General features: G+C 66.8%; 11 protein-coding genes, 1 pseudogene and 1 riboswitch. Of the genes and pseudogenes, 6 read left to right on the plus strand and 6 right to left on the minus strand.

The window, feature by feature from the left end; translation table 11 throughout:
- Positions 1–66: 66 nt before the first annotated feature.
- A complete protein-coding gene (locus AC5P74_RS18160) occupies positions 67–1293 on the minus strand; it encodes a multidrug effflux MFS transporter (protein WP_053500685.1) in 1227 nt (408 codons plus the stop codon).
- Between the two features lie 299 nt (positions 1294–1592).
- Positions 1593–1695, plus strand: a riboswitch (glycine riboswitch).
- A gap of 62 nt (positions 1696–1757) precedes the next feature.
- Here AC5P74_RS18160 and gcvP point away from each other — a divergent pair.
- A complete protein-coding gene (gcvP, locus tag AC5P74_RS18165; RefSeq protein WP_053500679.1) occupies positions 1758–4625 on the plus strand; it encodes an aminomethyl-transferring glycine dehydrogenase in 2868 nt (955 codons plus the stop codon).
- A gap of 92 nt (positions 4626–4717) precedes the next feature.
- On the opposite strand, the gene AC5P74_RS18170 is transcribed toward gcvP, so the two are convergent.
- The 3 genes from AC5P74_RS18170 to AC5P74_RS18180 all read right to left on the minus strand — a co-directional run bounded on the left by AC5P74_RS18170 (position 4718) and on the right by AC5P74_RS18180 (position 7487).
- Positions 4718–5128 (minus strand): VOC family protein, encoded by a 411-nt coding sequence (locus tag AC5P74_RS18170; protein WP_005418291.1) that lies wholly within the window; start codon positions 5126–5128, stop codon positions 4718–4720.
- 186 nt (positions 5129–5314) lie between these two features.
- Positions 5315–6682: an amino acid permease gene (locus AC5P74_RS18175; RefSeq protein ID WP_495205022.1), complete on the minus strand. Its 1368-nt coding sequence runs from the start codon at positions 6680–6682 to the stop codon at positions 5315–5317.
- An 82-nt stretch (positions 6683–6764) separates the two neighbouring features.
- Positions 6765–7487 (minus strand): helix-turn-helix transcriptional regulator, encoded by a 723-nt coding sequence (locus tag AC5P74_RS18180; protein WP_005418296.1) that lies wholly within the window; start codon positions 7485–7487, stop codon positions 6765–6767.
- Positions 7488–7645: 158 nt separating this feature from the next.
- On the opposite strand from AC5P74_RS18180, the pseudogene AC5P74_RS18185 reads away from it, so the two are divergent.
- A pseudogene (locus tag AC5P74_RS18185) lies at positions 7646–9679 on the plus strand (catalase); the annotation flags it as partial.
- 22 nt (positions 9680–9701) lie between these two features.
- Positions 9702–10178 (plus strand): hypothetical protein, encoded by a 477-nt coding sequence (locus AC5P74_RS18190; protein WP_495205023.1) that lies wholly within the window; start codon positions 9702–9704, stop codon positions 10176–10178.
- Positions 10179–10187: 9 nt separating this feature from the next.
- Here AC5P74_RS18190 and AC5P74_RS18195 read toward each other — a convergent pair whose 3' ends face one another.
- Complete coding sequence (locus AC5P74_RS18195; protein ID WP_053498902.1) at positions 10188–10928, minus strand: alpha/beta fold hydrolase; 741 nt, start codon at positions 10926–10928, stop codon at positions 10188–10190.
- Between the two features lie 167 nt (positions 10929–11095).
- Between AC5P74_RS18195 and AC5P74_RS18200 the strand changes: the two genes are divergently transcribed.
- Positions 11096–11608 carry a hypothetical protein gene (locus tag AC5P74_RS18200; RefSeq protein WP_231111973.1) on the plus strand — a complete coding sequence of 171 codons (513 nt, stop codon included), beginning with the start codon at positions 11096–11098 and terminating at the stop codon, positions 11606–11608.
- Positions 11609–11622: 14 nt separating this feature from the next.
- Complete coding sequence (locus AC5P74_RS18205) at positions 11623–11913, plus strand: hypothetical protein (RefSeq protein ID WP_032954416.1); 291 nt, start codon at positions 11623–11625, stop codon at positions 11911–11913.
- A gap of 88 nt (positions 11914–12001) precedes the next feature.
- On the opposite strand, the gene AC5P74_RS18210 is transcribed toward AC5P74_RS18205, so the two are convergent.
- Positions 12002–14128: a methyl-accepting chemotaxis protein gene (locus AC5P74_RS18210; RefSeq protein WP_053498905.1), complete on the minus strand. Its 2127-nt coding sequence runs from the start codon at positions 14126–14128 to the stop codon at positions 12002–12004.
- 233 nt (positions 14129–14361) lie between these two features.
- Here AC5P74_RS18210 and AC5P74_RS18215 point away from each other — a divergent pair, with 233 nt between their 5' ends.
- Positions 14362–15324: a L,D-transpeptidase family protein gene (locus AC5P74_RS18215; protein WP_164093585.1), complete on the plus strand. Its 963-nt coding sequence runs from the start codon at positions 14362–14364 to the stop codon at positions 15322–15324.
- The last annotated feature ends 4 nt before the right edge of the window (positions 15325–15328 follow it).

Consider the following 15328-nt stretch of genomic DNA (forward strand, 5'->3'; position numbering starts at 1 on the left):
CTAGTCCGGCCGTTCCCTGCCGCAAGTGTTTCGGGCATCGTGGCCCGCCCTACCCCTGCGCGCTGCTCAGTGACCCGTGCAGGCTGCCTGCGCCGCACGCTCGCGCTGGTGTTCCCAGTACCAGAACACGAAACCGGCGCCGAAGAACGCGGCCTGGCCCAGTGCCAGATGCAGCGGGCTACCGCTCAGCAGTGGTGACACCACGCCGGCCACCACGGTGCTGATCATCAGCTGCACAAAGGCCTGCAGCGACGAGGCCAGGCCGCGCTGATGCGGGTACATGTCCAGTACCGCCAGCGCCAGGATCGGGAAGATCAGCGCCATGCCCATGCCCCCCAGGAAGATCGGCAGTACCGCCCATGGCAGCACGAACTGTGGCGACAGCACCACGTAGCCAACGTTCAACAGCACCGACAATGCGCACAGGCCGAAACCAATGGAGACCTGGCGGGTGGGCGTGGTGTGCCCGGCCATGCGCCCGGACAGGAATGAGCCGGTGGTCATGCCGCCGATGGTCGGGATGAACAACCAGGCAAACCCGCCCTCGCCCAGGTGCAGGTGCTGCATCACGAACACCGGCGCCGAGGAGATGTACAGGAAGATTCCACCAAAGCCGATGCTGCCGGCCAGCGCCAGGCGCAGGAAGCGTGGATTGAAACCGATGCGCACGTAATCACGCATCAACGCGCGCGGTGACAACGGCACGCGCGCTTCGACCGGATGGGTCTCGGGCAGGTAGCGTGCAGTGGCCGCCAGCAGGACCAGCCCGAACACCACCAGGAACCAGAAGATCAGCGGCCATCCCGCGCCACTGAGCAGGATCCAGCCACCGATGATCGGCGCGATGGCCGGGGCGATGCCGAACAGCATGGACACCTGGCTCATCAGCCGCTGCGCGTCATGGCCGTGGTACAGGTCGCGGATCACCGCGCGGCCGACGATCATGCCGACACCCGCCGACAGGCCCTGCAGCGCGCGGAAGGCCAGCAGCGTGGTCAGGTCGGTGGACAGTGCGCAGCCCACCGAGGCGCCGACGAACACCACCAGTCCACCGAGGATCACCCGCTTGCGGCCCCAGGCGTCGGACAGCGGGCCGTGCGCCAGGCTCATCAGGCCGTAGAACAGCAGGTACACGCTGATGGTCTGCTGCACCGCCACCTCGTCCACCGCCAGGCGCCGGGCCAGCTGCGGGAAGGCCGGGAAGATGGTGTCGATCGAGAACGGGCCGAACATGGCCAGGCCGGCAAGCAGCAGGGCCATGCGGCGGGTGGAGGGAGCAACAGCGGCGGTCATGGGAAAGGCGTCCGGCAGGGCCATGCGTGGCACGCACGGCGGGCGCCGGTCCCTGTCTGCAGGGAGGGCGCCAGATGAATTCGGGTATCTGGCCATCATAGGTGGGGATTGCGCCTGATGCCATGCAGCGATGCACAAAACGCACGTCCGGGCCATCGGCCATTCAGGCGCAGCGGCCAGGCCCGTAGACGGCCAGCGGGCCCGCAACGGGCTATAATCGGCGGGCAACACGGTGGGAGAAGCGGAACACCGCTGCCGAAGGCGCAACGCCCGTAATCGCTCAGGCCCGATACCACCCGTAACAGAACTCTGGAGAGACCGGTTCGATCCGGCGCCGAAGGGGCACGAAGCCGCGGTTTTCCGCGCTTCCAAACTCTCAGGCAAAAGGACAGAGGGGCGCCCCGCAGACCGCCGACCGGCGGCTTGTGCCCGTGCGTGTGCCCTTTCCTGACGGATCCTTCGCCATGTCCCAGAACACCCCTTCCCTGCGTGAGCTCGAGCACCACAATGCGTTCGTCGAGCGCCACATCGGCCCCAACGATGCCGAGATCGCGCAGATGCTCGACGTCGTCGGCCACGCGTCGCTGGATGCGATGACCGATGCCATCGTGCCGGCCAAGATCAAGTCGCCGGCGCCGCTGGCGCTGCCGGAGTCGATGACCGAAGTGCAGGCACTGGCGAAGATCCGTGCGATCGCCGACAAGAACACCGTGCTGCGCAGCTTCATCGGCCAGGGCTACTACGGTACCCACACCCCGAACGTGATCCTGCGCAACATCCTGGAAAACCCGGCCTGGTACACCGCCTACACCCCGTACCAGGCCGAGATCTCGCAGGGCCGCATGGAAGCGCTGATCAACTTCCAGACCCTGTGCGCCGACCTGACCGGCATGGAGATCGCCAACGCCTCGCTGCTGGACGAAGCCACCGCCGCCGCTGAAGCGATGACCCTGGCCAAGCGTTCGGCCAAGTCGAAATCGGACACCTTCTTCGTGCACGACGCCGTGCACCCGCAGACCCTGGAACTGCTGCGCACCCGCGCTGAACCGATGGGCATCGTGCTGCGCGTCGGCACCCCGGCCGAAGCACTGGAAGCGGAAGCCTTCGGCCTGCTGCTGCAGTACCCGGACACCTTCGGCCAGGTCGGCGACTACAGGGCGCTGGTCGATGCCGTGCACGCGCGCGGCGGCCTGGTGGCCGTGGCCACCGACCTGCTGGCACTGACCCTGCTGGCCGCCCCGGGCGAATGGGGCGCGGACATCGTGGTCGGCAACAGCCAGCGTTTCGGCGTGCCATTCGGTTTCGGTGGCCCGCACGCCGCGTTCATGGCCTGCCGTGACGCCTACAAGCGCTCGATGCCGGGCCGCCTGATCGGCGTTTCGGTCGATGCCCAGGGCAACCCGGCCTACCGCCTGACCCTGCAGACCCGCGAGCAGCACATCCGCCGCGAGAAGGCGACGTCGAACATCTGTACCGCACAGGTGCTGCTGGCGGTGATGGCCTCGATGTATGCGGTCTACCACGGCCCGGAAGGCCTGACCCGCATCGCCCGGCGCACCCACCGCCTGGCCTCGATCCTGGCTGCGGCACTGCGCAACGCCGGCGTGCAGGTCGGTGGCGACTTCTTCGACACCCTGCACATCACCGGCGTGCATGCCGATGATATCCACGCCAAGGCACGCGCCGCCGGCTACAACCTTCGCGCGATCGATAGCGACTCGGTCGGCATCAGCCTGGACGAGACCGCCACCCGCGCCGACGTGGTCGCGCTGGCCGCCGTGTTCGGCGCGCAGGCTGACGTCGAGGCGCTGGACGCCAGCACCGCCGACGCGCTGCCGGCGGGCCTGCTGCGCCAGTCGGCGTTCCTGACCCACCCGGTGTTCAACACCCACCACAGCGAGCACGAACTGCTGCGCTACCTGCGTTCGCTGGCCGACAAGGACCTGGCGATGGACCGCACGATGATCCCGCTGGGTTCGTGCACCATGAAGCTCAACGCCACCGCCGAGATGATCCCGGTGACCTGGCCGGAGTTCTCGCAGATCCACCCGCTGGTGCCGGCCGACCAGGCGCTGGGCTACAAGGAACTGATCGACACGCTGGAAGCGATGCTGGTCGAATGCACCGGCTACGACGCGGTCAGCCTGCAGCCGAACTCCGGCGCGCAGGGCGAGTACGCCGGCCTGCTGGCGATCCGTGCCTACCACCGCTCGCGCGGCGAAGGCCACCGCGACATCTGCCTGATCCCGGACTCGGCGCACGGCACCAACCCGGCCTCGGCGCAGATGTGCGGCATGAAGGTCGTGGTGACCAAGACCGATGCCAACGGCAACGTCGACGTCGAGGACATCCGCCTCAACGCCGAGAAGTACAGCGACCGCCTGGCCGCGATCATGATGACCTACCCGTCCACGCACGGCGTGTTCGAGGAAGAGGTGGTCGAGATCTGCGAGATCATCCACAAGCACGGCGGCCAGGTGTACACCGACGGCGCCAACATGAACGCCCTGGTCGGCGTGGCCAAGCCGGGCAAGTGGGGTTCGGACGTTTCGCACCTGAACCTGCACAAGACCTTCTGCATCCCGCACGGCGGTGGTGGCCCGGGCGTGGGCCCGTGCGCGGTCAAGGAGCACCTGGCCCCGTTCCTGCCGGGCAAGCTGGGTGACAACGGCCCGGTCGGCATGGTCAGCGCGGCCAGCTTCGGCAGTGCTTCGATCCTGCCGATCAGCTGGATGTACATCGCGATGATGGGCCGCGAAGGCCTGCGCAAGGCCACCCAGGTCGCGCAGCTCAACGCCAACTACATTGCCAAGCGCCTGGCTCCGCACTTCAAGACCCTGTACACCGGCCGTAACGGCCTGGTGGCGCACGAGTGCATCCTGGACGTGCGCCCGCTGGAGAAGACCAGCGGCATCGGTGCCGAGGACGTCGCCAAGCGCCTGATCGACTTCGGCTTCCACGCCCCGACCCTGAGCTTCCCGGTGGCCGGCACGCTGATGGTCGAGCCAACCGAGAGCGAGTCGCTGCACGAGCTGGACCGTTTCATCAACGCGATGATCCAGATCCGAGAGGAAATCAGCGCGATCGAAGACGGTCGCCTGGACCGCGAGGACAACCCGCTGAAGAACGCGCCGCACACCGCCACCGCGGTGACCGCCAGCGAGTGGACCCACGCCTATCCGCGCGAACTGGCCGCCTTCCCGCTGGCCAGCCTGAAGCAGAGCAAGTACTGGCCGCCGGTGGCACGCGTCGACAACGTGTACGGTGACAAGAACGTGATGTGCGCCTGCATCCCGGTCGATGCCTACAAGGATGATGAAGTCGAGGCTTGATTCCTCACTGCATCGATAAAGAAAACGGCCCGCGCAAGCGGGCCGTTTTCATGAGGGCGTGTGGACCAAGGTCCACACCCACAATCCCCCGATCACGGGTCCGGCATCTGCCCCAGGCTCAGCTGCCACGACACCCCGAAGCGGTCCTGCACCCAGCCGTAGCGATTGCTGAAGTCGTAATCACCCACCGGCATCAGCCAATGGCCGCCCTCGCCCAGCACACGTGCCGCACGTTCGAACTGCTCGGCACCGGAACACTCGACGAACAACGAGATCGACGGCGAGAAGGTGAAATCGTGCACGTCCAGGCTGTCAAAGCACAGGTAATGCGTGCCACCGAGCAGGAAGATCGCCTGGCGGACCTGGCCGGGCACGCCGGCGCCGGCCCCCTCGGGGTGGCGTTGCAGGGCCAGCAGGCGGAAATCGGCGAAGGCTTCGGCGTACAGGGCCAGGGCGGCCTCGGCCTGGCCGGTGAACATCAGGAAGGGACGGCTGCGCAGCATGCGGTACTCCTGGTCGACGGGCCGCTGGCGGCCCACGCGATCAGGATGGCACGGCAGATGTATGCCTGCTGTAGAGCCGAGCCCGCGCTCGGCTGGCGGCCACGCGAACAGCAGCCGACCGTAGGGTCGGCTCTACAGAACATTCGGCGACCGCAACCGACCGTGGGGCCGGCTCTACAACAGCAGTCAGGCCTCGCGCACGCGCCGTGCGATGGCGCTGCCGGCCGCGATCGTGGCGGTCAGCGCCACCATCGACAGGAACTGCAGGCGGGTGTGCGACTCACTCAGCAGCAGGCCGAAGATCAACGCCAGGATCGCCAGCGCGCAGCAGGTCAGCCACGGGAAACCGGCCATGCGGAACGGCAGGCGGGTACCCAGGCGATCGGCGCGGCGGCGCAGTACCAGCTGCGAAACCAGCGACAGCGTCCACACCAGCAGGCAGGTGGAACCGACGATGTTCAGCAGCACCGGCAGCACCCGGTCCGGGAACAGCAGCTCCATCACCGTGGCCGCAAAGCCGAACAGCACGCTGGCCAGCACGGCGATGACCGGCACCTGCCGCGGATCGGTCCAGCCCAGCACGGCCGGCGCTTCGCGGCGCTGCGCCAGCGAATACATCATGCGCGAGGCGCCGTAGAGGTTGGCATTGAGTGCCGACAGCAGCGCGATCACCGCGATCAGGGTGATCGCAGTGCCGGCGCCCGGAATGCGCGCGATGTCCAGCACGGCGGCAAAGGGCGACTTCAGTGCTTCGCTGGTCCAGGGCACCACGGCGATGATCACGCTCAGCGAGCCGATGTAGAACACCAGGATGCGCCAGGCCACGGTACGGATGGCACGGGCGATGCTGCGTTCGGGATCTTCGGTTTCGGCCGCCGCAACGGCAACGATTTCGGTGCCACCGAAGGCAAAAACGACAACCAGCAGCGCCGCACCAATCCCGGCCAGGCCCTTCGGTGCGAAACCACCATGTTCGGTGAAGTTGCTCAGGCCAGGTGAGGTGACCTGCGGCAGCCAGCCCATCAGCAGTGCCACGCCGATGGCAATGAAGGCCAGGATCGCCGCCACTTTCAGGATGGCGAACCAGAATTCGAACTCGCCGAAGTTCTTCACCCCGAGCAGGTTGATCGCAGTGAAGAACAGCATGAAGGCCAACGCAGCCATCGGCACCGGCACCACCGGCCAGACCGTGGCAAGCAACCCGGCCGCACCCACCGCCTCGGCGGCGATCACGATCACCAGCTGCACCCACCACAACCAGCCGACCGTGGCGCCAGCGGTGGCGCCCATGGCATCGGCGGCGTACACCGAGAACGCGCCGCTGGTCGGTTTGGCCGCCGCCATCTCGCCCAGTGCGTTCATCACGATGATCACCAGCGCGCCGGCGACCAGATACGAGACCAGAACCGCCGGGCCGGCCGCCTGCACACCCACGCCCGAGCCGAGGAACAGGCCGGCGCCGATGGCGCTGCCCAGGCCCATCATGATCAGCTGGCGGGGCTTGAGCGAATGTCCGAGGCGGGACGGCGAAGCGGTCGGAATCGAGTTGGGCATCGGCGGGGCTGGCGGCGGGCTACAGGGGCGACACCTTACCCTGTCCCGTGCCCACGGGGATAGGCACAGCGCAGCAGGCGGCTCAGGCCAGTGCGGGCTCGCCGACGTTGCCGCCGATACGGGCGCGATAGGCGCGCGGCGAGAAACCGGTTTCAGCCTTGAACTTGCGGGTGAAGGCACTCTGGTCGCTGAAACCGCAGGCCTGCCCGATGCAGGCAATGCTGTCGTCGCCATGCAACAGGTGCATGGCCATCTGGATCCGCAGCCGGGTCAGCACCTGCTGCGGGGTCATCTGGAACACCTTGCGGAAACTGCGTTCCAGCTTGGACAGCGAGAAGCCGGTGATGTCCAGCAGGGTCTGCATGCGCACGTTCTCGGCGTAGTGCGCGTTGAGGTGGGCCAGGGCCAGCCGCAGCTGCTCGTACTGGGCGCCCAGGCTGTCCTTCTGGCCCAGGTCGCGGGAAATGCCGATCAGGCCCTCGATGGCGCCATCGACCAGCAGCGGTCGCTTGCAGGTCAGGCACCAGCCCGGTTCGCGGTTGGCGAACAGGTGCAGCTCCATCAGGTTCTCGATCACCTCGCCGGACAGCACGCGGGCGTCCTGGTCGACATAGTCCGCGCTGAGGCCGGTCGGGTAGATCTCGGCCGCCGTGCGCCCGATCACGTCCTTGCGCGCGCGCAGGCCCAGCCGTCGCAGCATGGTCTGGTTGACGTGGGTGTACCGCCCCTGGCGGTCCTTGATGAAGAACAGCACGTCCGGGATGGCGTCGAACAGGGCTTCGATGTCGGCAGGCTCGACTCGCATGGGGCAAGCATACCCGAGCCTGCTTTTGCCCGTACGTTCACCTTTGCCGGACCTGGGTTTAACGGGCTCGGTTCCAGTGTCGTGGTTCCCTTGATGATCCGGAGCCCCCCATGGCCGCCAGCAAGCCGACCGGCAAGCGCGCAACCGAAAACCACCACCGCGGCAATGGCGATGAACTGCACCCGCGCGCCGGCGGCAGCCACCCGGCGATGACCACCGATCAGGGCATCCCGGTGGCAGACAACCAGAACTCCCTGCGGCAGGGAACTCGAGGGCCCACGCTGCTGGAAGACTTCATCCTTCGCGAGAAGATCACCCACTTCGATCACGAACGCATTCCCGAGCGCATCGTGCACGCACGTGGCAGCGCGGCACATGGCTACTTCGAGTTGACCCGGTCTCTGGCCGCCCACACCCGGGCGCGCATCCTGACCGAGGTAGGCGTGAAGACGCCCGTGTTCACCCGCTTCTCGACCGTGGCCGGTGGCGCAGGGTCGGTGGACACTCCGCGCGACGTCCGCGGCTTCGCGGTCAAGTTCTATACCAAGGAGGGCAACTGGGATCTGGTCGGCAACAACATCCCGGTCTTCTTCATCCAGGACGCCATGAAATTCCCGGACCTGGTGCATGCGGTGAAGATGGAACCAGACCGTGCGTTCCCGCAGGCCGCCTCGGCCCATGACACCTTCTGGGACTTCATTTCGCTGATGCCCGAGTCGATGCACATGATCATGTGGGCGATGAGCGACCGCGCCATCCCGCGTTCACTGCGGATGATCGAGGGCTTCGGTGTGCACAGCTTCCGCCTGCTGGACGAGGCGGGCGAGTCGACCTTCGTCAAATTCCACTGGCGACCCAGGCTGGGCATCCAGTCAACAGTCTGGGACGAAGCGTTGAAGCTGCAATCGGCTGACAATGACTTCCATCGCCGCGACCTGTTCGAGGCCATCCAGCGCGGTGATTTCCCCGAGTGGGAACTGGCGGTACAGCTGTTCACGGAAGAGGACGCCGAGGCATTTCCGTTCGATCACCTGGATCCGACCAAGATCATCCCTGAATCGCTGGTACCGCTGCAGGTGATCGGGCGCATGGTGCTGGACCGCTGGCCCGACAACTTCTTCGCCGAGACCGAACAGGTGGCGTTCTGCCCGGCCAACGTGCCGCCGGGCATCGATTTCAGCAACGATCCGCTGCTGCAGGGCCGCCTGTTCTCCTACCTGGACACCCAGCTGCTGCGGCTTGGCGGCCCGAACTTCCACCAGATCCCGGTGAATGCCCCGAAGTGCCCGTTCGCCAATCACCAGCGCGACGGCCACATGCAGATGCAGGTGCCCAAGGGCCGCGTCGCCTATGATCCCAGCTCGCTGCAGGAGGACTCGCCGCGCGAGACGCCCGCAGGTTTCCGCAGCCACGCCAGCGCCGACGATGGCCGCAAGGGCCGCACCCGCGCGGAGAGCTTCGCCGACCACTACAGCCAGGCACGCATGTTCTTCCGTAGCCTTGAGAAGCCGGAACAGGCGCATCTGGCATCGGCACTCGTGTTCGAATTGTCCAAGGTGGAAACACTCAAGGTGCGGGTGCGTACCGTCAGCCACCTGCGCAACATCGACGAATCACTGGCGCAGCGCGTAGCTGATGGGCTCGCGTTGCCTGCACTGCCCGACCCCGCGCCGACCGCCACGCCGGTGCAGGACATGCCTGCCGCTCCCGAGGTGCGCGTGATCGGGCGCAACAAGCCCACCCTGCAAGGGCGCAGCATCGGCATCCTGTTTGATGAGGGCTCCGACGCGCGCGTGATGGCCAGCCTGAGCAAAGCGGCCCGGAAGGCGGGTGCAGACGTGAAGCTGGTCGCGCCCAAAGTAGGCGGCGCCACGCTGAGCGATGGGGCGATGCAGGCGGCGGATGGGCAACTGGCGGGCACGCCATCGGCTGTGTTCGATGCGGTGGCCGTGGTGCTCAGCCCGGAAGCCGCGAAGGCCTTGTCGAAAGAGAGTGCAGCCATCGAGTTCGTCAGCCAGGCGTGGGCGCACCTGAAGGCCATCGCCAGCGACGCAGGCGGCCAGGCGCTGCTGAAGGCGGCGCGCGTCGGCAACGATGCCGGCATCGTCGAAGCGGAAGACGCCAAGGCCTTCCTGGCGGCGGCCGCCACCCGCCAGTGGGCGCGTGAACCCAAGCTGCGCCTGCTGGCCTGACTACTACAACAGGAGAACCGTCATGCCCCGTGGTGACAAATCCGCATATACCGACAAACAGAAGCGCCAGGCCGAGCACATCGAGGAAAGCGAGCGCGAGCGCGGTGCCAGCGAAGGCACCGCCGAACGCATCGCCTGGGCCACCGTGAACAAGCAGGACGGTGGCGGCAAACGTAGCGGCAGCGCACGCAAGGGTACGAAGAAGGCGGCGAGCAAGAAGGCGGCCAGCAAGGCGCCTGCCAGGAAGTCAGCCGCAAAGAAGGCCACGACCAAGGCGACGGCCGCGAAGAAGGCGCCTGCGAAGAAGGCGGCGGCAAAGAAGGCACCGGCTCGTAAGACCGCCACCAAGAAGGCCGCAAAGAAGGCAGCGGTCAAGAAGGCCGGTACAGCCGCCTCGCGCAGTGCTGCAGCGAAGAAGGCGGCCAAGACCCGTGCGGCGAAGAAGACCGTGCGCAAGGTGGCGGCCAGGAAAGCGGCACGTACCCGCGCCCGCAGCTGAGCGCATCGTTCAACGCGGCAACGTCCTCATCCACGCGGCCACTTCGGCTGCAGCTGCGTCGGCACGCGCCTGCAGCAGCAGATGTGGCCCCTCCAACGACACATGGCGGGCATCGGGCAACAGGGCCTGCAGCTCGGCCACGCTGGGCGGCCACAGCAGGCGGTCGTGGCACGCGTGCAGGCACAGCGTCGGCACCTGGATTGCTGGCAGCAATGCACGCACGTCGACCCGCAGGGTCGCTGCGGCGCGTTGCCGCAACGTGCTCGTCGGAGTCCTGGCCAACGCATCGCGCAGCATCGACGTGTGCCCGCGGGTGTACCACGGCCCCAGCAACAGGCGCGCCAGCAATGCCACGGGAGGCAGCGGCCAGGCCGGCGACAGCAGGGCTGCGCTGGCCGCCGGCAGTGGCACCGGCCGACGCGCAAAGGTCGCTGCAAGCACCAGTCCGCGCAGCCCGGTGGGATGGCGCGTGGCCAGTTCAACAGCCAACGGGCCCGAGAAAGACTCGGCGAGCAGGATGAAGGGACGACTGGGCAACTGCGACCACAGCCGTTGGGCAAGCGTGGCGTGATCCTGCGGTCCCTGCGCGGGCAGCGTGATCGCCTGCGTTGTCAGACCGTAAGCCTGGAGTGCCGACAGGAACGGGGGCGACAGCCTGCTGGAGCCATCCAGACCGGGCAGCATCAGCACGTGCTGCGGCGCGGCCGATGCAGGGAAACAGATCGGCGTTTCCTCGGTCCCGATTCCCATGCCACCTCCTTTGCTGGCAAGCATCACCCACATCGGCAGGCAACGGAACCCCTGCTCCGGCTGTCCTGCTGCTTTGCCGGCCAATGTTGGGCAATACTACCCGCTCTGCCGCGGGACGCGGCTACCCGGGAGAGCCGTTGATGCGATGGACCTGCGCGCTGGCCATGATGGCCATGATGCTGCCACTGAACAGCTCCGCCAGCGATGGTTGGATAAATGGGGATGGCAAGGCGTTGACGGAGACCGATGCCATGAAATCCAGCGGCGGCTTCGCGGCATCGCTGCTGGTCACTTCCGATGCCGACTGGCGGGCCAAGTGGGAGACCCCGCCGGAGACCACTCCCGGCTTCAACGAGGCCAACGAAGTCCACCTGGGCGGTGAGTTGTTCCTGCTGACATTCCTCTCCAACCCGCAACTGGACGAGAACCGCGTACCCAAGGTGCACTGCGATCTGCGCATGCTGCGCCCGGACGGCAGTACCAGTATCGACGAACGCGATGTTCCCTGTTTCACCGCCGCCCTGACCGGCCCGCCAAACCTGCTGTACATGACCAACCTGCACCTGAAGTTCGTCGCCGAGGCCGGTGATCCGAAAGGCACGTGGACTGCGCAGGTGGTGGTCCGGGATCTGCTGCGGAAGGTGAGCCTGCCGCTGCAGGCCCGCTTCGACGTCCGTTGAACCGGGGCATGCGGATGAAGATGCGGCGACTCCTGAGCTGGACCGGTCTTGCGCTTTGCGTGGTCTACCTGCTGTTGACCGCATGGCTGGTTCACGGCGCGCAGTCGGAGGGGGACCCGAAGGGTACCTATATCCTGATGGCGCTCCCCATCACCCTGCAGTCTGCCGCACTCGATGCCATCGGCGCAGGGGGCCTGCTGCGTGGCAAGCCCTGGTCGACCGCATATGCAGTGCTGGTTCCGCCAACACTGCTGTTGCTGTACGCAGCCGGCTGGCTGATCGAACGCTCAGCCCGCGGGCGCTAGCCCGCGGCATCGTTCCGGTGGGTGCATCGACGCCCTGCATGCGGGACATCGCAGGCAGGGCGCCATCCAGTATCCAGTTACAGGTCGCTTACGCCGCCCGCGCCGGCATGACCGGCATGCGCGGCCCCTGCTCCAGCTGGAATACCGCCACTGACGTGGTCAGTGCATGCGCCTGTTCTTCCAGCGCGCGGCTCGCGGCAGTGGCTTCTTCCACAAGCGCGGCGTTCTGCTGGGTCACCTGGTCCATCTGCACCACCACCTGGTTGACCTGCTCGATGCCGGCGGCCTGCTCCTTGCTGGCCGCTGCGATGTCGCTCATCAGCTGGGTGGTGCGCGAACTGGCCTGCGCCACGCGTGCGATCGCGGCTTCCGATTCAACGGTCACCGCCAGGCCACTCTTCACCTTGGAAGCGGCGTCCTCGATCAGTTCCTTGATCTCCTTGGCGGCGACACCGGCACGCTGTGCGAGCGTGCGCACTTCGCTGGCGACCACGGCAAAGCCACGGCCCTGCTCGCCTGCACGCGCAGCTTCCACTGCGGCATTCAGCGCCAGGATGTTGGTCTGGAACGCGATGCCGTCGATCACCGTGGAGATTTCCGAGATGCGCGCCGAGGACTGATCGATTTCGCCCATCACCGATGCCATCTGTGCCATCGCCTGCTCGGTCTCGCGCACGGCGGCACCGGCGGCATGCGCTTCGCTGTCGGCCTGACGCGCCAGTTCGGCGTTCTGGCGTACGGTGGAGGTCAGCTCCTCCATCGACGCGGCCGCTTCTTCCAGATTCGCGGCCTGCTGCTCGGTGCGGCGCGACAGGTCGTTGTTGCCGGCGGCCAGTTCCTGGGCCGCGTTGTTGATGCTGTCGGCAGCCACCTGGATGCCGCGGACAATGCCGGTCAGCTGCGCGGTGGTGGTGTTGGCATCGTCGCGCATGCGCGCAAACACGCCGTCGTACTCGCCCTCCATGCGTGCGGTCAGGTCGCCATGCGAGATCGCGCGCAGCACGTCGGAAACATCGGCGATGCTGGCCTGCGAACTGGCCATCATGCCGTTGAGGTGCTCGACCATCGTCTGGAACTGGTACTGGAACGCAGCGGCATCGCCACGCATGCTGAAATCGCCGGCGCGTGCGGCGCGGGCCAGTTCATCGATCTGCGCGTTGATCGCCATCAGGCTCTGCTTCACCGCCGCCAGGGTGCGGGTCAGCGTGCCCTTCTCGCCCGGGTAGTCCGGCAGGTCGCGGCTGAGGTCACCCATGGCGTAACGCTGCATCACCTCGGCCATCAGCAGTTCCACCTGCACGTGCGACTCCACCAGGCTGTTGGTGGCCTGCACCATGCGGCCGAAATCACCGGGGAACGCACTGGCGTCCATGCGATAGCGGATTGCACCGGCCTCGTGCTGCTCGGCCATCTGCAACTGCGCGCCGATCGCCGCCTGCACACTCTGGCGCACGCTGGCCATCGCCTCGCCCAGCTGGGTCAGCTCGTCGCGGCCACCGAGGCGGAACTCCTGGTCCAGCTGTCCCTTGGACAGGCGCTCGGCCAGGTTCACCGCGCGCGCCAGCGGACCGGTCAGGCTGCGGCCGATCATCACCGAGGCACCGATACCCACCAGCAGCGCGACGCCGCCCAGCACCAGCAGCTGCAGCAGGCTGCGCTCGCCCAGGCGGATCGCCTCGGCGGCAGCCTCACGGCTTTCCTTCTCCTCGAAGTCCACGCCATCGGACAGCGCCTTGTTCCAGCCGTTAGCGGCTTCCTGCACCGGACCCAGGGTCAGCGCCACGGCGCCCGGGTAGTCGCCCTGCTCCATCAGTTCGCTGGTCTGCTTGTTGAGCGGGCGCGCGATGGCACGCTTGGCCGCGATGGTTTCCGCGATGGCCTTGCCCTCCGCATCGCCTGGCAGTGCCTGGTAGGCGGTCCAGCTGGCCTCATAGCGCTTGACCAGATCGGCAATGCGCTTCTCATCGCTGCCGCGGTCTTCGCCCTGGCGGATCAGCATCTCGCGCCGCACCACCATCATCTGGTTGTTGGCGTCGAGCATCTGCGACAACAGGCGCACCTTGGCCACGCTGACGTCGACCACCTGCTGCATCGCGCGCTTCTGCACGACGCTGGCGGTGGCGCCGGTGGCCACTACGGCGGCAACCAGCAGCAGCAACAGGCCAAAGCCCAGCCCAAGACGCCAGGCAACCCTGACGTTCCTCAAGTAGTTCATGGGGGTATCCAAAACGGGGGGATGTGGCCTTATCGGCGGCACGGCAGGCAATCTTGATCGCCGCCCATCGACGGCGTCGGCCACCGTTCACCTTGGTGACCCCCCGTCCCAGCGACACCTGCCGCTGGCAACCGGCCGCAATGACATGCCTGCTCATGCGGGCATCAGATCCCTTTCACGGCGGCTCGGCGCCGCCTGCGGGCAAGGTGGCGGCGTACCTGCTGGAGATCCCAATGCGCTCATCTGTGTCTCGATCCACCCTGCTCGCAATCTCGCTGCTGGCGTCGCCGGCCTTCGCGCAGGCGCCGCCGCCCAACCTGCCCGCCCCCATTGCCGAGAAGGCTGGCCCGGACACCGCAGTGCGCTCCGCACTGCATGCCCAGGTGCTGCTGGATCGTGCGAACTTCTCTCCGGGCCAGATTGATGGTGAGGTAGGCAGCAACCAGCGGCGGGCGGTGTCAGGCTTCCAGACGGCACACGGCCTGACCGTAACGGGTGAGCTGGACGACGCCACCTGGAAGGCTCTGCAGGCCGATACGATCACGCCGCTGGCCAGCTACACGCTGACTGCTGAGGATGTCGCCGGCCCGTTCCAGCCGATACCGAAAGGACCCGCCGCCCAGGCCAAGCTGAAATCGCTGGGCTACAGCAGTGTGGAAGAAGCCCTGGGCGAGCGCTTCCACGCGTCCCCAGAGCTGATGAAGATGCTCAATCCCGGCGTGGATCTGACCAGGGCTGGCAGCCGCATCCAGGTCCCCAACATCGCCCCGGCCGCATTGCCGAAGGCCGCCAGGATCGTGGTCGACAAATCCGACTCCACGCTGCAGCTACTGGACGCGCAGGGCAAGCTGATCGCGCAGGTGCCGGTGTCATCCGGCAGCCAGCACGACCCGTTGCCGATCGGCGAATGGAAAATCCTGGGCGTGTACCGCGACCCGCCGTTCCACTACAACCCCAAGCTGTTCTGGGATGCCCGCAAGGGGGAAAAGAAAGCCACGCTGCCGCCCGGCCCGAACAATCCGGTCGGCCGGGTCTGGATCGATCTGTCCAAGCCGCATTACGGCTTGCATGGCACGCCTGAACCCGGCCACGTGGGCAAGACCGAGTCGCATGGCTGCGTACGCATGACCAATTGGGATGCACTGCGCGTGGCCGACGCAGTGGACACCTCGGTGCCTGTCGTGATGCAGGAGTGAGTCG

It is taken from the genome of Stenotrophomonas sp. YJH_SMC_94-11 (assembly GCF_059370435.1).